A 21,948-nucleotide genomic window follows, 5' to 3' on the forward strand; every position below is an offset into this window, starting at 1 on the left:
GATGCCTTTCCGCCGCGGTCAGGGGTACCTCGCCCCCGCATACGGAAAAGGGTGCAGGGTGCACTCAAGGCAGGCCGCGTCAAGAGGAGCTCTCCGACGCCGTGATGTCGGCCGTGCTCTCGACCGGCTTGCCGTCGACCGCCCACACCGTGCCGTCGTCCGCGTACAGGCGGGCGGTGACGTGGTGGGTGCCGTGCGGGAGGTAGCCGGCCGGGATGCGGTAGGACGGGGTGCGCAGATCGGCGACGGGCTGCTCGTCGACGTAGAGCCGGGCGATGCCGCGGCCGGGCACCGCCTTCGGCTTCGTCCCCGAAGGCGAGAAGCGGAAGCGGCTCACCTTCAGCCGGACGTCCCAGCTGCCGTCGGCGTCCGGCTGCACCTCGACGCCGACCTCGGGCGCCCCCTTCTTCTGCACCTCGCGGTAGTGCCGCCCGTCGCCGTCCGTGTCCTGCAGGACCTTGCCCACGGGCGAGGGCGACACCACGCTCGCGCCGCCCCCGGGCTCGTGCGCGGCGCCGGAGGAGCAGCCCGCGGATCCGGTCGCCAGCAGGACACAGACCGCGAGCGCGGCGAGGGGTGCGCGCGTCCACGACATGCCCGGGAGCGTAGAACACCGGTCCGACACGCGGATCCCCCTGGAGGCTGGTTCCGGCCGTCGGACGATCGTCCTGAGTGAGGAGACCGTCGAGCGGACCGTCGGCCTCTTGCGCCGGAGAAAACGCAATCCTACGGTGATGCATAGGAATGAACGGCACAGGAATCGCGCGCAAGGAGCACACATGAACAGCGGGGACGGCCGGGACGCACGCAAGGTCGCCGAGGAGCTGTCGTACCTCACCGGGTTCGGCAACGAACACGCCTCCGAGGCGGTCGCGGGCGCCCTCCCCGAAGGCCGGAACGCGCCCCAGCGCGCCCCCCTCGGCCTGTACGCGGAACAGCTCAGCGGTACGGCGTTCACCGAGCCGCGCGCCCACAACCGCCGCTCGTGGCTGTACCGGATCCGCCCGTCGGCCGCGCACCCCGCGTTCACCCGCGTCGACGACGGGCGCCTGCGCACCGGCCCCTTCGCCGAGAGCGTCCCCGACCCCAACCGGCTGCGCTGGAACCCGCTGCCCGAGCCGCCGCCCGGGACCGACTTCCTCGCGGGCCTGTGGACCGTCGGCGGCAACGGCGACGCGACCCAGCGCACCGGCATGGCCGTGCACCTGTACCACGCCGACTCCTCCATGGACCGCGTCTTCAGCGACGCCGACGGCGAGCTGCTGATCGTCCCCGAGCGGGGCGGGCTGCTGCTGCGCACCGAGTTCGGGCCGCTGCACGCCGAGCCGGGACATGTGGCGCTGATCCCGCGCGGGGTCCGCTTCCGCGTGGAACTCCTCGACGCGACCGCCCGCGGCTACGTCTGCGAGAACTACGGCGCCCCCTTCCGCCTCCCCGACCTCGGCCCGATCGGCGCCAACGGGCTCGCGGCCGCCCGCGACTTCCGCGCGCCCCTCGCCGCGTACGAGGACGTCGAGGGCCCGGTGGAGGTGGTCAACAAGTTCTGCGGCCACCTCTGGAGCGCGACCTACGACCACTCCCCGCTCGACGTCGTCGCCTGGCACGGCAACCTCGTGCCGTACGTCTACGACCTGCGCCGCTTCAACGTCATCGGGACGATCTCCTACGACCATCCCGACCCGTCGATCTTCACGGTGCTGACGTCCCCGTCCGACACCCCCGGGCTGGCCGGCGTCGACTTCGTGGTGTTCGCGCCCCGCTGGCTGGTGGGCGAGGACACCTTCCGGCCGCCGTACTTCCACCGGAACGTGATGACCGAGTACATGGGGCTCGTCGAGGGCGCGTACGACGCCAAGACCGCCGGGAAGGGGGGCTTCGTGCCGGGGGGCGGGTCGCTGCACAACATGATGTCGGCGCACGGTCCGGACCGGGAGACCTTCGACCGGGCGAGCGCCGCCGAGCTGCGGCCGCAGAAGATCGACGACGGGCTCGCGTTCATGTTCGAGACCCGCTGGCCGATCACCCTCACCCCGCAGGCGGCCGGAGCGGACCTTCTGCAGCCGCGCTACGACGACGTGTGGTCGGGCCTGGAGCGGCACTTCCGCCCCTCGCGCTGAAAATCGTCCCCAGCGCCGAAGGCCGTCCCTTGCACTGAAGATCCCCTACCGGTACGGATGACCCGTGACCTCCTTCGCCCCGGACTCCATCGTCCTCAACCGCAAGCTGCCGCTGTGGTACCAGGTGTCGCAGTCGCTGCGCGCCTCGATACTGGGCCGCTCGCCCCGGGACGCGCTGCGGCTGCCCACCGAGGAGCAGTTGGCGGGGCACTACGGGGTGAGCGTGCTGACCATGCGGCAGGCGCTGAAGGAGCTGGAGGACGAGGGGCTGATCAGCCGGCACCGGCGGCGCGGCACCTTCATCGAGCCCGGGGCGCTGCGGGGGGCGCCGGTGCGGTTGCTGGGCTCGGTCGACGCGATCGTGGCCCAGCAGTCCGGCATGACGACCGAGCTCCTCTCCCACGGCCGCGCCGCCGTCCCCGCCGAACTCGCCGAGCACTTCCCGGATCTGGCCGAGGCGGCGACGTACCACCGGCTGCGCGCCGACGACACGACGGGCGAGCCGACCAACCACGCCCGCAACTACGTCCGCCCCGAACTCGCCGACCGGATCGACCCGCAGGACCTGGTGCGCTGGCCGATGACCAAGGTGCTGCGGGACGTCGTCGGCGCGGACATCAGCCGGATCACGGACACGGTCGAGGCCCGCCTCGCCGACCCGGAGACCGCCCGGCTCCTTCAGGTCCCGCTGCTGAGCCCGATCCTCCACTACACGGGCGTGACCTACGACGGGGACGGCCGGGTCCTGGACGCGGCCGTCATCCACTACCGCGGCGACCGCTTCTCCTTCACCGTCACCCTCGACGCCACCTGACCCGCCCCGAGCGCCCGTCGTACGATGCCCAGCGTGACGCCCGACGACGACGCTCCGCCGCTGGCGGACCTCATGCCGTGGTCCGTCGCACCGCCGCGGCTCGGCCGGGGGTGGCCGACGGCCGCCGACCCGGCTTCCCTGAAGGCCCGCTGGGACGCCCTGATGAAGGCCGAGGGCCCGGACCGCGAGGCCCTGTTCGAGCCGACCCGCTCGCGCACCCTGCACACGGCGGTCGGACGGCTGCCGGGCCGGTCCGGCGGCACGGAGAGGCTGGCGCGCGCCTCGGGCCCCTGCCCGGAGCCCGTACGGGTGCTGGCCGCCCCCTTCGACGAGCAGTGGCTCATCCCCGACCACCGGCTGATCGACGCGGCCCGGCCGGAGCTGTGGCGGGTGGCGGACGAGCGGCAGGTCTTCGTGGTGGAGACGCCGGTGGACAGGCCCGAGTCGCCCCTTGTCGTCTCCGCCCTGCTCCCGCTGGTCCGGCCCGGCCGGATCCGTCCGCTGTTCCGGCGGCCCGGGGGCGCGGAACCCAACCTGACGCCCGGCCTCTTGGACCACCTGGGCCATTCCCCCGATCCGGTGGACTTCCTGGCCTGGACGCTGACGGCGGTCCGCCCCGACCTCACCGTCCCCCTCACCCGGGACCCCGAACTGTGGTCCCGGGGCGTGGAGTCGGGCCGCCGTGCGCTGTGGCTGCTGCGCCGGGACGGAGAGCGCCCCAAACTCCCCGGCGGCCGCCGCCCCTACGTCCGCGCCCCGCTCCCGGCCCGCCCCCTCACCCTCCACTACGACCGCGCCGAGGAGACCCTCCGTCTCGACGAGGGCCGCATCTCCCCCGTCCCGCCGGAGGCCTGGGACGTCGAGGCGGGCGGAGTGCGGGTCCTGGAGCAGTGGTTCGCGGCGCGGACGGCACAGCCCGCCGAACCCGCCGGCGCCCTGTCCGCGATCCGCCCGACGACCTGGCCGCAGACGTGGACCTCCGAACTCCTCGAGCTGATCACGGTGTTGGCGCTGCTGGTGGAACTGCGCTCACAGCAGCGGGAGTTGGCGGCGACCATCACCGACCCGGGCGCGGACCCGGGCGCCGGCGGCACGGTCACCGCGGCGGGGCTGCGCGCGGCGGGCGTCCTCCCGGTCCCGGAGTCGGCGCGCCGTCCGGCGACGGTCCTGGACCATCACGAGGAGGGCCCGGAGGGGCAGTTCGCGCTGCTGTGAGGCGACTGCGCGAGGCGGCCTCACAGCCGCAGGCGCGGCTCGGCGTCCGGGGACCAGGGCGTGCGGTAGCGCGGGGCGGACGCTCCCGCGGCGAAGGCGTGGACGCTGCTCGCGGAGGCGGTGACCCGCCAGTCGACGACGCGGACCGCCTCGTACCAGATCACGCCGATGATGCCGGGGTGGCGGGGCAGCGAACGGAACATGCCGGTGATCCACTCCGCCTTGCGGCCGGCCGTGTCGGTGGCCCCCACCTCCGTGATCACCAGGGGTTTGGCGGTGATCCGGCGCAGTCGCCGCTCGGAGTCGGCGAAGACCCGGTCGAAGGACTGGTAGCTCTCCTTGCCGAGGGTGCCGTAGTAGCCGGAGAGGCCCACCCAGTCGACGTAGGCGTCGCCGGGGTAGAGGCGGGCGAAGGGGGTGGCGTTCTCGTAGTGGACGTTGGGGCTCCACACCCAGACCGCGTTGGTCGCCCCCGCCCGCTCGAAGAGGCGGTGCACATGCCGCCAGGCCCGCGCGTACTCGCCCGGACGGTTGCCGTTGGACTGCTCGCACCACGGGTACCAGTAGCCGTTCATCTCATGGGCGAACCGGATCCCGACCGGGTAGCCGAGGGCGGCGACGCCCTTCGCCCACGAGCGGATGTACGGGTCGAAGGCGCCGTCGACGATCCGGGCGAGCCGGTAGCGGGGCTGTTCGCCGCGCAGTTCCTCCTCGTCCGGCTCCGCGCGGTGGTCCCAGGGCTCCCAGGCGAGCAGGGGCATCATGCCGCGCCGGGCCACGTCGTCGAACCGCCGTGCGTCGAAGCGGTCGTTCGCCCAGTCCAGGGAGAACTCGTAGACCTGCGGGCGGTGTCCGGTGCGGCGGGTGAAGCGGGCCGCCTCGGTGAGGTCGTGGACGCCCTGGTCGGTCATGATGCCGACGAAGGCGTCCCCGCGGGCCGGGAACACCCGCGGCCGCCCGCCGCGGTCCGCCGGGGTCGGCCGAAGGCCCGTGGTGGGCGGCAGCGCGGCGTCGATCGCCGCGGTGCGCCGCCGCTCCTGCTCCCCCGCGAGGTGCGGGCCGACGACGAACACATAGCCGCCGAGCAGCGTCGCCAGGACGACGGCGAGGATCCTGGGCACGGTGACCCTCATGGGCCGCTCTCCTCGGCGGGGGCCGCGCCCGCGGCCAGCAGGGGCGGCAGCACCCCGGTGAGCAGCGCCAGCACCGCCCACAGGCGCGGCGCCGGGTTGCTGTGGCCCAGGACGTAGCTGGCCGCCAGCGGGGCCGCGACCAGCGCGGCCCAGATCAGGTGCAGCCGGAAGGTGCGGGGCGAGTCGGCGCTGCGCAACGCGCCCTTGGCGGTGACCGCGTAGGCCAGGGGCCGGCGCAGAAGCGCGCAGAGCGCGGCCGCCACGTAGACCGGGCCGGCGAACAGCGCCAGGACGAAGCCCAGCCCGCCGAGTTCGCGCCGCTCGTGCTCGGCGAGGTTGAAGCGGCGCAGCCACCACCACAGGCACAGCCAGCTCCCCATCCCGGCCGACCACAGGCCCAGCCAGACCGGCCCCTCCAGTGCGGCCGTCATGACGCCGAGCAGCAGCGCGAGGGCGGTCGCGAGGGTGCCCAGGAGCAGCGTCACGGCCACGCTGGGGTAGTAGAACTGCACCAGGGTGTAGAGCAGTCGCTGGCGGGGGCGGAGCCGGATGCCCTCGGTGAGACGGCGGTTGAGCTTGATCTCCCAGACGCCGTAGGCCCAGCGCTTCTGCTGGTTGAAGTAGTCGGTCCAGCTGGTGGGGCCCTCGCCGACGGCGATCACGTCGGGGGTGTAGACGCCCTTCCACTGGTTGCCGCCGACCGGGTTGACGGTGCCCTGGACGCGCATGCTGGTCAGATGGTCCTCGATGATCGAGTCCTGGTAGCCGCCGATGCTCCGCCAGGCGGTCGCCCGGTAGAGGTGGTTGGTGCCGATGAGCAGGGGCGCGTCGAGTCCGTTCCCGCCGCGCTCGACGATCCCGCTGAAGAGGTACTGCTGGACGGACGCGCCGTGGGCGATCCAGTTGTCGTCCATGTTCCCGTAGACCTGCGGCGCGACGACGAACGCGACGTCGGGGTCGTGGAAGTAGCCGAGGGAGCGTTCCAGGAAGCAGGGCAGCGGGACGTGGTCGGGGTCCATCTGCGCGACCACGTCGTAGCCGCGTTCGTGCTCGGCGCGCCAGGCGTTGTGGTTGCCGGCCTTGGTGCGGGTCCGGAAGATCCCCCAGGGCCGGTGGTACTCGGGCCGCCCCTTGCGCGTGAAGTGGCGCACCCCGAGCCGGGCCGCCATGGCGCGTACGGCGGGGTCGTCGCCCTCGTCCAGGATCCAGACGTCGACGCTGCCGCCGTAGTAGGTGACGCGCCGCATGGCCCGAAGGGTGCGCTCGACGACGTCGAGGGGTTCCTTGGCGGGCACGACGGTGGTCAGCATCGCCACCCGCAGCCCCGTGGGAGGGGTGAGCGGCAGCGGGTCGCGGGCGTGCCAGGCGAACGTCCAGACGGCGAAGACCTGCACCACCTTGACGACCTCGATGGCGACGACCACGCAGAAGGCGAGCCGGGCCAGCACGAGCCGCCAGTCCCCCGCCGCCTCGGCGCCGCCGCCGGGCACATGCCGGGGCAGCAGCAGCCAGCCGGCGAGCGCGATCCCGCTGAGCGCGGTGAGCAGCGCCAGGGCGGTGAGCACGACCCGCTGGGAGGTGCTCAGGACCCGGCGGAAGGCGACCCGCACCGGTCCGCCGCCACCGCCCTGCGGGGCCGACAACGGTCCGGTGATCCAGGCGCAGCGCCGATACGACTCCTGCGCCCCTTCGTCCCGAAGCCCGGGGACCCCAGGGGCCCTTGAGAACCCAGGGATCTTTGAGGACCCAGGGATCCTTGAGGACCCGGAGAACTCGGAGAACTGCATCGATCCTCCCCCTCGGAGCACCGCACCCACCCGGCGAGAGCCCCAGCCGTACGTCACGCATCGCTTCAGACACGCGCCGTGGTCGGCCGGTTCCGGCCATCGCGGGGCCGGCGAGGGCGTGAAGGCGTACGGCGGCGCGCGGGGGAGGTCACGTGCGCACGGCGTAGAGCCGGCTGTCCGCGCCCCCGAAGTAGACGGCGTCGGCGGTGGCCGTCGGGGGGTGGACCTCGGCGCCGGCGGTGAAGGTCCAGCGCCGGGCGCCGGTGTCGGCGTCGACGGCGTACAGCTTCTGGTCGCCGCTGCCCGCGTAGACGACGCCGTCCGCGAGGGCGGGCGCGCAGACGTCGCCGTCGGTCGTCAGCGACCAGCGCTTCTTCCCCGTCGTGGCGTCCCAGGCGCGCAGCTCCCGGCCGCTGCCGCAGTAGACCGTGTCACGGGCCACCAGGGGGCCGGCCTGGGCGGAGACGCCCTCGGCCCGCCACACCTCGCGGCCGCCGGCAGCGCGGACGGCGTAGAGGGTCTGGTCGGTGCTGCCGAAGTACACCAGTCCGCCCGTCGCCACGGGGAACCAGGAGACGGCGCCGCCCGTGGTGAACGTCCAGCGCCGCGTGCCCCGGGAGGCGTCGACGGCGTAGAGGCGTGTGTCGCTGCACCCCACGTAGACGGTCTCGTCGGCGATCACCGGGGAGTGGGTGTCGTGGCCGGTCCTGAACCGCCACAGCCGGCTGCCGTCGGACACGTCGACGGCGTACAGGTACCCGTCCGAGCTGCCGATGTACGCCACCCCGCCGGTCACCGTCGGCGAGTGCACGATCCCGCCCGTGCGGAACTCCCAGCGCTTCCTGCCCGTCCGGGCGTCGAGCGCGTACAGCCGGCCGTCGTCGCTGCCCAGGTAGGCGACGCCGCCCAGGATGCAGGGGGCGGAGCCCAGGGCCGCGCCGGTCGTGTAGGACCAGCGCTGTTCGCCCGAGGACACGTCGACGGCGTAGAGGGTGCCGTCGTTGCTCGCCGCGTAGACCAGGTCACCGGCGACCCGCGGGTGGTTGACGAGGACTCCGGTGACCGGGAAGCGCCACAGCCCGGCGCCGGCCTTCGGCGCCGCGCCGTCGTCCAGCAGCCGCCAGCCGGTGAAGCCGAGGGCGGCGGAGGCGGTGAGTCCGGCGGCGGCGAGGAGCAGTCGGCGGCGGCCGGGCGCGGCGGGCGACGGCTGGGGCGCGGACGCCGGGCCGAACCCGGGGCCGGGGCCGGGGCCGGGGCCGTAGGCGGAAGCGGAGGCGAAGGCGGGACCGGGGCCGGGGCGAGAGCCGGAGCCGGCGGCGGGGCCGGAACCGGCGGTCGTGGCGGGCGGGGCGGAACCGGGCTGGACGGCTGACGCGGTGCGGCCGGCGCCGGTCTCGCCGCGGCCCGGCACGCGCACGAGGATGTGGCGCGGGTCCCCGGTGCGGGGCGCCGCCGTACCGCCGGGCAGCCAGCCGGGGCCGAAGAGCGGGGCGGGCGGGCGGCCGGAGCCGAGGGCGGCGGCGACCTCGTGCAGTCCGGGACGGCGGGCCGGGTCCTTGTCCAGACAGGCGGCGACGATGCCGAGCAGCCCGTCCGGGACGGCGTCGAGATACGGCTCCTCGTGCATGATGCGGTACAGCAGCAGTTCGGGGGCGCCCTCACCGAACGGTCCGGCGCCGGTGGACGCGAAGACGAGGACGGCGCCGAGCGCGAAGACGTCGACGGCGGGCCGGATGCCCTTGCCCTGGATCTGCTCCGGCGCCATGTACCCCGGGGAGCCCATCGTGGTCCCGGTGTGGGTCAGCACGCTGGCGTCGTCGACCCGGGAGATGCCGAAGTCGATGACGCGCGGTCCGTCGGGCGCCAGCAGCACGTTGCCCGGCTTGAGATCGCGGTGCACGACTCCGGCCGCGTGGATGGCGGTCAGCGCGTGGACCAGTCCGAGCCCCAGCTCGCACGCCGACCGTTCGGGCAGCGCGCCCCCGGCCCGCACGGCCTCGTGCAGGGAGGGGCCGCGGATGTAGGCGGTGGCCAGCCAGGGCGGAGTCCCCCGCGGATCCGCGTCGAGGACTCCGGCGGTGAAGGGCCCCGCCACCGACCGCGACGCCTCGACCTCGCGTTCGAACCGGCGGCGGAACACGGGGTCCCTGGCGAGCTCCGGCTGGATCACCTTCAGGGCGACCTGCTCGTTCTCGGCGGACCTGGCCAGATAGACCCGGCCCATGCCGCCGCTGCCGAGCCGGGCGAGCAGCTGGTACCGACCGACCTCGCCGGGGTCCTCCGGCGTCAAAGGCTCCACGCGCCCGCCCCCCTCACTCCGTGCGGGGAGGAGCCTTCCCTGGAGGGACGGCCGAAACGCCTCGGCTCCGAGGCGTGAAAGCGTCCAGCACCCGCTCCAGCGCGAGTTCGAACACGGCTTCCATGTCGATCGGCCCCGGGTCCTCCGTGAACGCCGCCGCCATCCGCGGATAGGCCCCGCTCGCCAGCCGGCTCCCCAGGTAGGCGATCCGCACCGCGTTCTCCTGGTCCTGCGACCACGGCAGGGACCGGGTCCGCTCGGCGCCGGCCAGCTCGGTCGCGACGTACATCGTGACGACTCCGTTGACCATCCCGACCAGCTGCATCTTCGTGCCGTACGTCAGGTCCAGCGGGTCCAGACAGACCAGGCAGTGCTCCAGATAGCGCAGCGCGTTGGGGCTGAAGCCGTAGACCGGCGACATCAGCCGGGGCAGCCAGGGGTGGCGGTGCATCAGCTCCCGCGTCTGCCGTCCCACCCGCAGCATGTCCGCCCGCCAGTCGCCGCTGGGCTGCCACAGCTCGTGCTCGCCGCTGACGGCGTCCACCATCAGCTCGTGCAGGTCCTCCTTACGGGGGACGTAGTTGTACAGCGACATGGTGCCGCAGCCCAGTTCGGCGGCGACGTGCCGCATGGACACCGCGTCGAGTCCCTGTGCGTCGGCGATCCGCACGGCCGCCGCGGCGACGTCGGCGCGCGTGTACGCGGGCTTCGGCCCCCGGCCCGTCCGCTCGGGACGGGCCCAGATCACTTCGGGTACGGCCGCTCGGTCCGCCATCGATCATCACCTCGCCCACCATCGTAGTTACGTACACCGTACGTAGTGCGCTATGGTCGACCCATGACTACTACGTACGCTGTACTTAGTGAGGGTCTGGAGAAGCGGTTCGGAGAGGTGCACGCCCTGCGCGGCCTCGAACTCGCCGTCCCTCAGGGCACGGTCTGCGGGATCCTCGGACCGAACGGGGCGGGCAAGACCACGGCGGTGCGGCTGCTGACCACCCTGCTGCGCCCGGACGCGGGATCGGCCCGGATCGCGGGCCACGACCTCGTCCGGGAGGCGGCGGCCGTACGGCGCGCCATCGGCGTCACCGGGCAGTACGCCTCGGTCGACGGGGACCTCACCGGCCGCCAGAACCTGCGGCTCTTCGCACGGCTGCACCGGGTGCGCGGACCGGCCGAGCGCGCCGACGAACTGCTGGCCCGCTTCGGCCTGGCCGAGGCCGCCGACCGTCCCTCGTCCACCTACTCGGGCGGCATGCGCCGCCGTCTCGACCTCGCGGCGAGCCTGATCCGCCGTCCCGAGGTGCTCTTCCTCGACGAGCCGACCACCGGCCTCGACCCGGCCAGCCGCGGCGACATCTGGGACGCCGTCCGCGCCCTCAAGGAGGACGGCACGACGGTCCTGCTGACCACCCAGTACCTGGAGGAGGCGGACCGGCTCGCCGACGACATCGCCCTGGTGGACCGGGGCCGCGTCGCGCAGACCGGTTCGCCCCGGCAGCTGAAGGCGCTCATCGGCTCCTACGCCGAGGTCGTCGTCGCGGACCCGGACGCCCTGCCGAGAGCGGCCGGCGTCCTCGATCAACTCACGGGCGGCGAACCGACGTTCGACCACGCGCGGGGCGCGGTCGGCGCGGTCACCCGGGACAGCACGCTCACCCTGCCCCGGCTGGTGCGCGAACTCGACACGGCGGGCGTGCCGTTGCTGGACGCGAGCCTCAAACCGCCCACCCTCGACGATGTGTTCCTGCGCCTGACGACCGAGCACCAGAGCGAGCAGCAGACCGACCCGGAGACCCACCGGGGCGCCGGCCGAGACACCGACCAGGAGATCGCCGTATGAGCACGCTCGCCTACGACGGCACGGCCATGCTGGGCCGTCAGCTGCTGCGGATCCGCAACAACCCGGCGCTGGCGATCCTCACCCAGACGATGCCGATCACCATGCTGCTGTTCTTCGGCTACGTCTTCGGCAGCGCGCTGGCGATGCCCGGCGCCGAGTACCGCTCGTTCCTCGTGCCGGGCCTGCTGGTGGCGACCGCCGCCAACGGGATCATGACCGGTATGTTCCAGGCCGCCCAGGACGTCCACCGGGGCGTGACGGACCGGCTGCGCACGCTGCCGATCAGCAGGGCCGCGGTGCCGCTGGGGCAGGCCACGGCCGACCTGGTCGTCACCGCGGCGGGCACGGTCCCCTTCCTCCTGGTGGGGCTCGCGGTCGGCTGGCGCGTCGAGGGGTCGGCGCCGGCGGCGCTCGGCGCGGTGGCCCTGCTGCTGCTGTTCCGGTTCGCCTGCACCTGGGTCGGGATCTGCCTCGGGCTGGCCTCCCGCAGCGAGGAGGCGGCCGGCCAGCTGGGCAGCGCGACCTTCATGCTGCCGCTGCTGTCCAACGCCTACATCCCCACCGGCAACCTGCCGGGCTGGCTGCGCACGCTCGCCGAGTGGAACCCGATCAGCGCGGTGACGACGGCCCTGCGGGATCTGTTCGGCAACGCGCCCGTCCCCGCCGGCTCCGCCTGGCCGGTGGCGCACCCGGTCGCCGGGTCGCTGGCCTGGTGCGCGCTGCTGATCGCGGTGTTCGCCCCGCTGGCGGTACGGCGGTACGCGCACCCGAGCGCCTGACGCACCCGTCGGACGGGGAAACCCGACGGGGGATGTCACGGGCGGCGGCGCCTCCGGTCACGCTGCCGGGCGGGAAGGAGGCGCAAGGGATCCAGGTGCGAAGGGAAGACGGCCCGCGCTCGGGGAGCACACCGAAGCGCTGCTGCGTGCCGCGGGGATGACGGACGAGGAGATCGCAGCGCTGCGCCGGGACGGTGTGACCGCCTGAGCGCGGGTCGGGGAGCGGGTCGGCTCGGGGGTCAGTGCTTGTTGCCGCCGAACAGCGAACGGCGCAGTCGGCGCAGGGGCGCGAAGAGCGAGACCCTGCGGACCCGTGCCGTCCTGGCGCTGCGGTCGTGCGCGGGCTCGCGCGCGGTCAGCTCCCGCATGAGCGAGGTCGCCTCGACGGTCTCCCGCTGCGGTATGGCGGGACCCGCCAGCACCGAGAGATGGCGGTCCAGCCGCGAACTGGTCGCGCTGCTCCCGCAGGTGATCGCAGGAACCCTCGCCCTGCTATGCACTGTTATCTGTTCCATGTCACTCCCCACCCGTACGAGTCCACCCGGCCCGGGCAGGGTAACCCTATCGCCCCGTCGGGGCACGCGCGTATCGAGCTCACGGGAATCACCTACCCCGTAAGGGGGTTGACGACTCCTCTCCGATCACTCTCCGAATCCGACCGATTTCAGGGTGAGTTGGACAACTGGCTGCGTGGTGGGCTGTGGTGATCCCCCGTCGGGCTCGACGGTCACAGCGAGTGACGTCGCCGCCTTGTCCAGGCCGGTGGCAACCAAGGGCGTGTCGCCGTCGAAGAGCCCGAGGGAGCGCGGTTGCGCGTTGGGGCGCATGAGCCACAGCTGATGCACCTGCCCGCCGGACGGCGTGCCGTATCCGCTCAAGGTGACGACCGCCTGCCCCTCAGAGGCGGAAGCGATCACTCCGATACTGCGGCCCTGAGAATCCTGTCCGGTGTTCGCCCGGGCGTCGGGAGCTGCGAGAACGTGGGCGATCTCACGTGACTGCGCACGCTCGGCGGCCAGCTGGTCCTGCGTCCGCTCGGCCTGCACGGCGAAGAGGGCGGCGACCACGAGGGCCGCGGCGGCGGTGATCGTGGCGAACGGCGCGAACATCGGGCGGCGCGCGCGGGGCGCACGGGAGCGTCCGGGCGGCGGCTGCGTGCCCCAGACATGCGGAGGCAGTTGAGGCGCGTGCTCCCGCACCGGCGCACGCCCGGGCTCCTGCGGAGTCCGCTGTACGGCGGCCAGCACCCGGTCGCGCATCGCGGCCGGCGCCGGGGCGGCCGTGGACCAGGCGAGCCGGACGGCGTCCTCGGAGAGGGCGCGGACCTCGGCGGCGCAGCGGTCGCAGCCCTTCAGATGCTTCTCGAAGCGGCGACGCTCGTCGGCCTCCAGGGCGTCGAGCGCGTAGGGGGCGGCCAGCGAGTGCAGGTCCTCGCGGCGGAACAGTCCCAGCAGACTCATACGGCGCCTCCCAGGCAGTCGCGCAGCCGCGTGAGCCCGTCGCGCATCCGTGTCTTCACCGTGCCCAGCGGCAGCGAGAGCCGGTCGGCCACTTCACGGTACGTGTAGCCGTCGTAGTAGGCGAGGGTGACGGACTGGCGCTGAAGGGCCGTCAGGCGGTTCAGGCAGCGGCGTACCCACTCGCGTTCCATGCTCGCCTCGACCTCCTCGGTCACCTGGTCGAAGGCGGGGTGGTGGGCGCGTTGGGCCTCGCGCTGCTCGCGGTCGACGGCGGCGCGGGCGCTGCGCACCCGGTCCACGGCGCGGCGGTGGGCGAGGGTGAGGATCCAGGAGAGGGCGCTGCCGCGGCTCGGGTCGAAGCGGGCGGCGGAGCGCCAGGCCTCCAGAAGCACCTCCTGGGCGACCTCCTCCGACTGCGCCGGATCCCGTACGACCCGGCGCACCAGACCGAACACCGGCCCGGACACCAGCCCGTAGAGCTGTTCGAAAGCCTGTTGGTCGCCGCCTGCCACGCGCACCAGAAGCTCGTCCGCCTCCATGCGGTCCCCCTCTCCGCGGCCGCAGCCGGGCCGCCCCGTCACACCAGGCATTCGCAACGCGCACACACCTCCGGTGGATGGGTACGGATCGGCGGGCCTAAAACGCGGGTGAGCAGAAAATAAAAAGTTTTTGAGTTTCGACCAATCCGAACCCGCCCTCCGCTCCGTATCACTGTCCGTCAGGCAAGCAGGCACGCGGAGGACGGACGGCATGACAGCTATCTCCAGGACCGGCGCGGGACGCAGGGGCGTCGCGACTCTCATATGCGGTGCACTGGCCGCCGGGGGGCTCGCGGCCGCCGGCGCGGCGGCGCTGGCGCCGGGGGCGGCCTACGCCTCCAGCCACCGCGAAGCCCCTCTCATCTCGGGCACCCCCCAGTACGACAACACGGACGTGTACGCGTTCGTCAGCCCGGACAAGCCGGACTCGACGACCATCATCGCGAACTGGATCCCGTTCGAGGAGCCGGCCGGCGGCCCGAACTTCTTCCAGTTCGCCGAGGACGCGCAGTACGACCTGCACATCGACAACAACGGTGACGCGAAGGACGACCTGATCTTCCGCTACACCTTCAACACGCACACGAAGAACAAGAAGACGTTCCTCTACAACACCGGTGTCGTCGAGAGCCTCGACGACCCCGACCTGAACATCACGCAGACGTACGACCTCGAGCTGATCAAGCTGAAGAACAAGAGGGTCGAGCACGAGACGAAGCTCGCGGACGACGTGCCGGTGGCGCCGTCGAACGTGGGCAAGGCGTCCATGCCGTACTACTCGAAGCTGCGCGACCAGGCGATCTACAAGCTGCCGAACGACGCGAAGACCTTCGCCGGCCAGGCCGACGACCCGTTCTTCCTGGACCTGCGCGTCTTCGACCTGCTGTACGGCGGTGACCTCTCCGAGGTCGGCAACGACACCCTCAAGGGCTACAACGTCAACTCCATCGCCCTGCAGGTGCCGACCGACCTGATCGCGGAGTCGAAGCACCAGCCGATCGTGGGCATCTGGTCGACGACCCAGCGCAGGAACGCGCAGGGCTACTACGAGCAGGTCTCCCGCCTCGGCAACCCGCTGGTCAACGAGGTCGTCAACCCGATCAAGGACAAGGACAAGTTCAACGCGTCCGAGCCCAAGGACGACGCCCAGTTCCTGAAGAACGTCACCAACCCCGAGCTGCCGAAGCTCATCGAGGCGATCTACAAGATCAAGGCCCCGGCCGAGCCGCGCAACGACCTGGTCGACGTGTTCCTCAAGGGTGTGAAGGGCCTCAACCAGCCGCCGTACGTGACGCCGTCGGAGGAGCTGCGCCTCAACACCTCGATCAAGCCGAGCATGCACCCCAAGCGACTCGGCGTGCTCGACGGCGACAACGCGGGCTTCCCGAACGGCCGTCGCCTCACCGACGACGTGATCGACGCCTCGCTGCAGGTCGTCGAGGGCGAACTGGTCGGCTCCAAGAACGACCTCGGCGACGCGGTCGACAAGAACGACAAGAGCTTCGAGAAGTACTTCCCCTACGTCGCTCTGCCGACCGAGGGTTCGCGCGGCAAGACCGCCAAGAGCAGCGCCGACACCAAGAGCGCCCTCGGTGACGGCCTGACCGGCGCCACGTCGGAGAACACCCCGCTGATCGCCGCCTCCGCGGGCGCCGGCGCGGCGGGCATCCTCCTCATCGGCGGCGGCCTGATGTGGTGGCGCAGGATGCGGCGGAACTACTAGTTCCTCCGCTGGACCCCCAGCGGGGCCGGGCCGGGGAGAACCTGCACTCCCCGGCCCGGCCCGACGACTGGCGCGGCCCGCGTACTCATCCCCCACGGCGCGGGCCGCGCCACCCCCCGCACATGCAGGCTGATCCACCCCCAGGCGAGCTAGGAGAGGGCATGTCCCCGCGTACGAACGACGGTGAACCGGAGCGCGAGCGGCCGACCGACGGCCCGGGACCGGAGAGCGCCTCCGGCGCGGACAGCTCCGTCGTGGACAGCTCCAGCGCTGACAGCTCCGCCGCGGAGGAACCGGCGGAGACGCAGTCCTCGGAGACCTCGAAGGTCACGGAGGCCGCCGGAGCCGGTACGGCCGACGCCGAGGTCGACTCCGACGCCGCCGCCGGTGGGGATGCCGAAGCCGGTGGGACTCCCGACACCGGTGGGGATGCCGACCCCGACGTCCGGGTCGCCGCCGTTCGCCGGGTCGCCGCCGCGGGTCGCCGCTGGCGGGTCGTCGAACTCGGGGCGTGTGCAGCGATGTTGGCCATCGCGCTGACCGCCGGCTCGATCGCGCTCGGGGCCGTGCGGGACGGCGGGCACGCGCCGGTCTCGGCGGCCGCGGCGGTCTCGCCCGGGCTGCTCGCCTCGGCCGACCTCGACGCGGGCATCGCCGCGCTCCAGACCCATCTCCGCGCCCAGCCCAAGGACTTCGGCGGCTGGGCCACCCTCGGGCTCGCCTACGTCGAGCAGGCCCGCACCAAGGGCGACCCCTCCCGCTACCCGCAGGCCGAGCAGGCCCTGAAGCGCTCCCTGTCCCTGCGCCCCGACAACGACGCGGCGCTGGCCGGCCGGGCCGCCCTGGCCGCCGCCCGCCACGACTTCGCGAACGCCCTGAAGTACGCGGACCAGACGCTGAAGCAGAACCCCTACAGCGAACGCGCCCTGTGCTCCCGGATCGACGCCCTCGTCGAGCTCGGCCGCTACGACGAAGCCGAGAAGGCCGCCGACACGGCCGACGAACGGCGCCCGGGCGTCCCGGTGTTCACCCGCTACGCGTATGTCCACGAACTGCGCGGCGACGTCGCCACCGCCCGCCGCGTCCTGAACCAGGCGCTGTCCGCGTCCACCTCCCCCGGCGACATCGCCTACGTCGCCGCCCAGCTCGGCCAACTCGCCTGGAATCAGGGCGAGTACGCCGAGGCCCTCAGCTTCTACGCCCGCGCCCTCGCCGCCGACGAGAACTACCTCCCGGCACTGGAGGGCCGCGCCCGCGCCCAGGCCGCCGACGGCCGACGGGCCGAGGCGATCAAGGGGTTGGAGAACGTCGTCGCCCGCTTCCCGCTGCCCGGCCCGCTGGTCGAGCTCGGCGAGCTGTACGAGGCGCGGGGCGCGAAGGGCGACGAGGCGAAGGCGCAGGACCAGTACACCCTCGTCGACGCATGGACGGCCCTCGCCCGGGCGAACGGCGTCAACGCCGACCTCGACACCGCGCTCGCCGCCGCCGACCACGGCGACAAGGCGGCGGCGCTGCGCGCGGCCCGCGCCGAATGGGCCCGCCGGCACACCGTGCACACGGCGGACGCCCTCGCCTGGGCCCTGCACGTCAACGGCAAGGACGCCGAGGCCCTCCCCTACGCCAGGCAAGCCACGGCGACCGGCTACCACAACGCGTCCTTCCTTTACCACCGCGGTGTGATCGAACGCGCCACCGGTCACCCCGAGGACGCCCGTACCCACCTCTCGGCGGCCCTGAAGCTGAACCCCGGCTTCTCCCCCCTGGGCGCCGCCAAGGCTCGTACGGCACTCAAGACGCTGGAGGCGAACCAGTGAACCCCCGTCGTGTGTTCGCCTCCTGCGCGGCCGTGTTCACGGCCGGCTGCGCGCTCGCGCTGGTACCTTCCACCAGCGCGAGCGCGCACCCCCTCGGCAACTTCACCGTCAACCGCTACGACGGTCTCGTCGCCGCCCCCGGACAGCTCCGCGTCGACCATGTCGAGGACCTCGCGGAGATCCCGGCGACCCAGGCGAAGCCGGACTTCGAACGGCTCGGGATGACCGAGTGGGCCCGGCAGCGCTGCGCCACGGCCGCGAGCGGCAGCAGGCTCACGGTGGACGGGCGTGCGGTCACCCTGACGGCGGGCGCGAGCAAGGCGGTCCTGCGGCCCGGTCAGGCCGGGCTGAACACGTTGCGCGTGGAGTGCCGGCTGACGGCCCCGCTGCCCTCGGAGAACAGCGTTTCCCTCGGCTTCCACAGCGCGGGCGCGTCCACCGGACCCGGCTGGCGGGAGATCACCGCGCGCGGCGACCGGATGACGCTCACCGACTCCGACGTGCCGAAGAAGTCGGTCTCGGGCGAACTGACCAGCTACCCCAAGGAGTTGCTCTCCTCGCCCGCCGACACCGCGACCGCGTCCGTGAAGGTGCGGGCCGGTGGTGCGGCCCTCGTCGAGGAGAACGGGGCCGGCGGGGACGCGCCCGCCGCGTCCGTCCTGCCGCGCGGCGCCGACCGCTGGACGCGGGCGCTGGACAACCTGGTCGCCCGGCAGGACCTCACCGTCGGCTTCGCCGCGCTCGCCCTGGTGATCGCGATCTTCCTGGGCGCCATGCACGCGGTGGCCCCGGGACACGGCAAGACCATCATGGCCGCGACGGCGGCCGCCCGGGGCGGCAAGGCCCGGATGAAGGACGTCCTGCCCCTCGCCGCCTCCGTCACGATCACCCACACCCTGGGGGTCGTCGCCCTCGGCCTGCTGGTCACCGCCGGGTCCGCCGCGGCCCCCTCGGTCATCGCCTGGCTGGGCCTGGCCAGCGGCGCGCTGGTCCTCTTCGCGGGCACGACCCTCGTACGCCGGGCCTGGCACAACCGAGGCCATGGACAGGGACATGGGCACGAGCCCGGCCATGAGCACGGGCACGGAGACGGGCACCCGCACGACCACGGGCACGACCACGACCACGGAGACGAGCCCGGGCACGGCGGTGGCGGGCACAGCCACCCCCACGAGCCCGTGAAGCCCCCCGCCCGTCAACTCGCCCTCGTCGGAGCCCCCGCCGAACACACGCATCACGACCACGACCACAGCCACGATCAGGGGCACACCCACGATCACGGCCATGAGCACGACCACGACCACCACACCCACGACCACCACACCCACGACGAGCACGCCCACGACGAGCACCAGCACGACCACCCCCATCCCCACCCTCACCCCCACGATCACGGCCGTGCCCACACCCACACCCACGGCGGTCGCACCCACACGCACGCCATCGCGCCCACCCTCCGCGGCACGATCCTCCTCGGCTTCGCCGGAGGCATGGTGCCCAGCCCGTCCGCCGTGGTCGTGCTCGTCGGCGCGGCCGCGCTCGGGCAGGCCTGGTTCGGGCTGCTGCTCGTCGTGGCCTACGGCATCGGGCTGGCTCTGACGCTGACGGCCGCCGGGTTCGCCGTCGTCCGGCTGGGCTCGGGAGCGAACCGTCTCCTGGAGCGTCAGTCGCGCTGGACCTCGCACCCCGTCGCCCTGCTCATCAGCCGCAACGTATCCCTGTGGTCCGCGTTCCTCGTCATGGCCCTCGGGGCCGGACTGGTGCTCAAGGGGGCCGCATCCGTACTCGGCTGAGCTACGTTGGGGGAGTTGCGGAGGTTTTCGCCCGGATACGAAGTGCGAATGGGGGACGCGGTGACCGAGGTACCGGGCAGTGAACGTCTGATCGCGGGTCGCTACCGTCTGCTGACCCCGCTCGGCGAGGGCGGCATGGGCACGGTGTGGCGGGCCCGTGACGAGGTGCTGCACCGCGAGGTCGCCGTCAAGGAGGTACGCGCCCCGGCCGGGCTCGCGGCTTCGGACATCGAGCGGATGTACGCCCGGCTGGAGCGCGAGGCCTGGGCCGCGGCCCGGGTCGCGAACCGGAACGTGGTCACGGTGTACGACGTGGCGATGCAGGACGGCCGCCCATGGATCGTCATGGAGATCGTGCACGGCATCTCGCTCGCCGAACTGCTGGACGCCGAGGGGCCGTTGGACCCGGCGCGGGCCGCGTACATCGGGGCCGAGGTGCTGTCGGCGCTGCGCGCCGCACATGAGGCCGGGGTGCTGCACCGGGACGTGAAGCCGGCGAACGTCCTGATGTCGAACGACGGCCGGGTCGTCCTCACCGACTTCGGCATCGCGACCGTCGAGGGCACCTCCGCGCTGACGATGACCGGCGAGGTCATCGGCTCCCCCGAGTTTCTCGCGCCGGAGCGGGCGCTGGGACGCACGCCCGGGCCCGAGTCGGACCTGTGGTCGCTGGGCGTGCTGCTGTACGCGGCGGTCGAGGGCAACTCGCCCTTCCGCTACGACACTCCGCTGAACACCCTGCGCGCGATCGTCGACGAGGAGCTGCCGCCGACGCGCCGGGCCGGTCCGCTCGCGCCCGTGATCGAGGGGCTGCTGCGCAAGGACCCGGCACAGCGGCTGCCCGCCGACCGGGCCGAACAGGATCTGCGGCTCGTCGCGGCGGGCGGCAGCCCCCGGTCGGGCACGGGCCCCTCGACGCCGTATCCGCCGACGGTCGTCACCCGCCCCGAGCCGCTTCGACAGGACCGGCTCCGGCAGGAACCCCCGCCCCCGCCGCCTCCGTGGACGACCACGCCGTCCGCCGGCACACCGCCGGACGGCCCGCGGGAGCCGAAGCGCGACCGGCGCACCGCCGCCGTCCTGATCGCCGGGGTCGCCGCCCTCGCGCTGGCGGCCGCCGGGCTGACGTACGGACTGCTGAACCGGGACGACGGCAAGGGCGGCGGGACCGGTGGGGTCACCAACAGCCAGACGGACGGGCTGAGTTCCACTCCGACGCAGCCGCAGGAGAGCAAGAGCGACGAGCCGTCGAGCCCCTCTCCCAGCCCCAGTCACAGCGCCTCGTCCGCCGCTCCCGAGCAGAGCGTCACGGTCGCCGTGGCCGGCTCGCACACGGACTACTCGGGCGCCTGTCCGCCGCAGGACTCCGGCGCGCCCGCCTTCACGGCGACGATCACGGTGGGGCGGCTGCCCGCGACGGTGTCCTACCGCTGGGTGTCGAAGGACGGCGAGCTGTCCGGGCAGACCTGGAAGACGCTCGACTTCCCGGCGGGCGGAGGCAAGTCCCAGCAGGACCGGGTGATCGTGTCGACCTACGCCGAGAGCGGGACGTACCGGAACGCGATCGGCGTCGAGGTGCGCGATCCGGTGGAGGCGACGTCCGACTTCGTGCCGTTCTCGGTGACCTGCGAGACGGAGGCCCCGTCGACCGGGACCTCCCCCTCGCCCTCGTCCTCGACGTACGAATGAGGTTTCCGAGCGAACTGCGTGCGCGTGAACTGCGTACGCGTGGACCGCTGTCGGCTCAGACGGCGCCGTTCAGCACGGGCAGATAGCCGCCCGAGTGGCCGGACGCGGTCGGGTGGTAGGACTCGCCGATGTTGAGCAGGTTGAGGCTGTGCAGCCAGGAGCTGCCGGAGCAGATCTCGTGGCCGCTGAACGTCGTCCGCACGTCGCCGAAGGCGAAGCCGTGGGCGGCGGCGCGGCGGGCGAGGGCGGCGTCGAGGTAGTCGGCCGCGTTGTTGACGGCGGAGCGCTTGGTCTCGGACAGACCGAGGCAGAGGGCGCCCAGCTGGTAGAAGCGGGGGTAACCGAGCACGACGACCCGGGCGTTGGGGGCCTTGGCGCTGATCGTGGAGTAGACGGTGTCGAGTTTGCCGGGGAGCGTGGAGTCGACGTACCCCCTGGCGGTGTTGATCCGGGCGACGCAGGTGCTGTCGGAGCTGGTCACGCAGGTCGTCATGACGTCGGCGAAGCCCGCGTCGTTGCCGCCGACGCTGATCGAGACGAGGCCGGTGGCGGAGTTCAGTCCGCCGAGCTGGTTCGCCAGGACGTCGCCCGTCCGGGCCCCCGAGCAGGCCGCGAAGGTGAACGACGCCGGTGAGTGGGCGGCGTTCCAGAGGTAGGGGTAGGCCTTCGTGCTGCGCTTGCAGTCGCCGCTGGAGCTGATGTAGCTGCCCGCGCCGACGCCGGAGGAGTAGGAGTCGCCGAGGGCCGCGTACCCGCCGGTCGCGGCGAGTGGGGCGCCCTGCGCCGCGGCTGCCCCGGTGAGGGCCGTGCCGGCGGCGAGGAGAAGCGAGCTGACGAATACGACAAGTCGGGAACGTCTCATGGAACCTCCCTTTAGCAGGATCTCTGCCACAACCGTCGTACCAACCACGCGTGTTGACCGGAAGTGTTCATGCCAAGACTT

18 protein-coding genes and 1 pseudogene are annotated in these 21,948 nt (G+C 72.9%); 10 read left to right on the plus strand and 9 right to left on the minus strand.

Going from position 1 to position 21,948, the window contains the following annotated elements; genetic code table 11:
* Nucleotides 1–79 precede the first annotated feature (79 nt).
* On the minus strand, nucleotides 80–595 hold the full coding sequence (locus tag OG562_RS07795) for a hypothetical protein (protein WP_266395242.1): 516 nt from the start codon (nucleotides 593–595) through the stop codon (nucleotides 80–82).
* Nucleotides 596–779: 184 nt separating this feature from the next.
* Between OG562_RS07795 and hmgA the strand changes: the two genes are divergently transcribed.
* From hmgA to OG562_RS07810, 3 genes are all read left to right on the plus strand, one after another.
* Entirely contained in the window at nucleotides 780–2,117 is a 1,338-nt protein-coding gene (hmgA, locus tag OG562_RS07800) for a homogentisate 1,2-dioxygenase (protein WP_266395245.1), read from the plus strand.
* 64 nt (nucleotides 2,118–2,181) lie between these two features.
* Nucleotides 2,182–2,931 carry a GntR family transcriptional regulator gene (locus OG562_RS07805; RefSeq protein WP_266395247.1) on the plus strand — a complete coding sequence of 250 codons (750 nt, stop codon included), beginning with the start codon at nucleotides 2,182–2,184 and terminating at the stop codon, nucleotides 2,929–2,931.
* Between the two features lie 24 nt (nucleotides 2,932–2,955).
* Nucleotides 2,956–4,146, plus strand: coding sequence for a type ISP restriction/modification enzyme (locus OG562_RS07810; protein WP_266395249.1), 1,191 nt, complete (start codon nucleotides 2,956–2,958; stop codon nucleotides 4,144–4,146).
* 20 nt (nucleotides 4,147–4,166) lie between these two features.
* Here the strand turns inward: OG562_RS07810 and OG562_RS07815 are convergent, their stop codons facing one another.
* The 4 genes from OG562_RS07815 to OG562_RS07830 all read right to left on the minus strand — a co-directional run bounded on the left by OG562_RS07815 (nucleotide 4,167) and on the right by OG562_RS07830 (nucleotide 10,140).
* Nucleotides 4,167–5,279 carry a glycoside hydrolase family 26 protein gene (locus tag OG562_RS07815; protein WP_266395251.1) on the minus strand — a complete coding sequence of 371 codons (1,113 nt, stop codon included), beginning with the start codon at nucleotides 5,277–5,279 and terminating at the stop codon, nucleotides 4,167–4,169.
* On the minus strand, nucleotides 5,276–6,922 hold the full coding sequence (locus OG562_RS07820; protein ID WP_266395253.1) for a glycosyltransferase: 1,647 nt from the start codon (nucleotides 6,920–6,922) through the stop codon (nucleotides 5,276–5,278). The genes OG562_RS07815 and OG562_RS07820 overlap by 4 nt, the downstream gene beginning before the upstream one ends.
* 292 nt (nucleotides 6,923–7,214) lie before the next feature.
* Nucleotides 7,215–9,365 (minus strand): PQQ-binding-like beta-propeller repeat protein, encoded by a 2,151-nt coding sequence (locus OG562_RS07825; protein WP_266395255.1) that lies wholly within the window; start codon nucleotides 9,363–9,365, stop codon nucleotides 7,215–7,217.
* 13 nt (nucleotides 9,366–9,378) lie between these two features.
* Complete coding sequence (locus tag OG562_RS07830; RefSeq protein ID WP_266395258.1) at nucleotides 9,379–10,140, minus strand: TetR/AcrR family transcriptional regulator; 762 nt, start codon at nucleotides 10,138–10,140, stop codon at nucleotides 9,379–9,381.
* Between the two features lie 63 nt (nucleotides 10,141–10,203).
* Here OG562_RS07830 and OG562_RS07835 point away from each other — a divergent pair, with 63 nt between their 5' ends.
* The 3 genes and pseudogenes from OG562_RS07835 to OG562_RS07845 form a co-directional block, all read left to right on the plus strand.
* The gene (locus OG562_RS07835; RefSeq protein WP_266395260.1) at nucleotides 10,204–11,208 is read left to right on the plus strand and encodes an ATP-binding cassette domain-containing protein; all 1,005 of its coding nucleotides are present in this window, start codon (nucleotides 10,204–10,206) and stop codon (nucleotides 11,206–11,208) included.
* Nucleotides 11,205–11,987, plus strand: coding sequence for an ABC transporter permease (locus tag OG562_RS07840; RefSeq protein WP_266395263.1), 783 nt, complete (start codon nucleotides 11,205–11,207; stop codon nucleotides 11,985–11,987). Before OG562_RS07835 ends, OG562_RS07840 begins: the two co-directional genes overlap by 4 nt.
* Before the next feature lie 38 nt (nucleotides 11,988–12,025).
* Nucleotides 12,026–12,195: pseudogene (locus OG562_RS07845) on the plus strand (CoA transferase); the annotation flags it as partial.
* Nucleotides 12,196–12,226: 31 nt separating this feature from the next.
* Here OG562_RS07845 and OG562_RS07850 read toward each other — a convergent pair.
* The 3 genes from OG562_RS07850 to OG562_RS07860 all read right to left on the minus strand — a co-directional run bounded on the left by OG562_RS07850 (nucleotide 12,227) and on the right by OG562_RS07860 (nucleotide 13,986).
* Nucleotides 12,227–12,502 carry a hypothetical protein gene (locus tag OG562_RS07850; protein WP_266395265.1) on the minus strand — a complete coding sequence of 92 codons (276 nt, stop codon included), beginning with the start codon at nucleotides 12,500–12,502 and terminating at the stop codon, nucleotides 12,227–12,229.
* Between the two features lie 126 nt (nucleotides 12,503–12,628).
* Nucleotides 12,629–13,447: an anti-sigma factor gene (locus OG562_RS07855; RefSeq protein ID WP_266395268.1), complete on the minus strand. Its 819-nt coding sequence runs from the start codon at nucleotides 13,445–13,447 to the stop codon at nucleotides 12,629–12,631.
* Entirely contained in the window at nucleotides 13,444–13,986 is a 543-nt protein-coding gene (locus OG562_RS07860) for a sigma-70 family RNA polymerase sigma factor (RefSeq protein WP_266395271.1), read from the minus strand. The genes OG562_RS07855 and OG562_RS07860 overlap by 4 nt, the downstream gene beginning before the upstream one ends.
* 211 nt (nucleotides 13,987–14,197) lie before the next feature.
* Here OG562_RS07860 and OG562_RS07865 point away from each other — a divergent pair, with 211 nt between their 5' ends.
* The 4 genes from OG562_RS07865 (at nucleotide 14,198) to OG562_RS07880 (ending at nucleotide 21,005) form a co-directional block, all read left to right on the plus strand.
* A complete protein-coding gene (locus OG562_RS07865; RefSeq protein ID WP_266395273.1) occupies nucleotides 14,198–15,709 on the plus strand; it encodes a DUF4331 domain-containing protein in 1,512 nt (503 codons plus the stop codon).
* 161 nt (nucleotides 15,710–15,870) lie between these two features.
* A complete protein-coding gene (locus OG562_RS07870; protein WP_266395275.1) occupies nucleotides 15,871–17,523 on the plus strand; it encodes a tetratricopeptide repeat protein in 1,653 nt (550 codons plus the stop codon).
* Nucleotides 17,520–19,316: a sulfite exporter TauE/SafE family protein gene (locus OG562_RS07875; protein WP_266395278.1), complete on the plus strand. Its 1,797-nt coding sequence runs from the start codon at nucleotides 17,520–17,522 to the stop codon at nucleotides 19,314–19,316. The genes OG562_RS07870 and OG562_RS07875 overlap by 4 nt, the downstream gene beginning before the upstream one ends.
* Before the next feature lie 60 nt (nucleotides 19,317–19,376).
* Entirely contained in the window at nucleotides 19,377–21,005 is a 1,629-nt protein-coding gene (locus OG562_RS07880) for a serine/threonine-protein kinase (RefSeq protein WP_266395280.1), read from the plus strand.
* A gap of 55 nt (nucleotides 21,006–21,060) precedes the next feature.
* Here OG562_RS07880 and OG562_RS07885 read toward each other — a convergent pair whose 3' ends face one another.
* Nucleotides 21,061–21,867 (minus strand): SGNH/GDSL hydrolase family protein, encoded by an 807-nt coding sequence (locus OG562_RS07885; protein ID WP_266395283.1) that lies wholly within the window; start codon nucleotides 21,865–21,867, stop codon nucleotides 21,061–21,063.
* Nucleotides 21,868–21,948: the final 81 nt, after the last annotated feature.

The organism is Streptomyces sp. NBC_01275 (assembly GCF_026340655.1).
Taxonomy (GTDB): Bacteria; Actinomycetota; Actinomycetes; order Streptomycetales; family Streptomycetaceae; genus Streptomyces.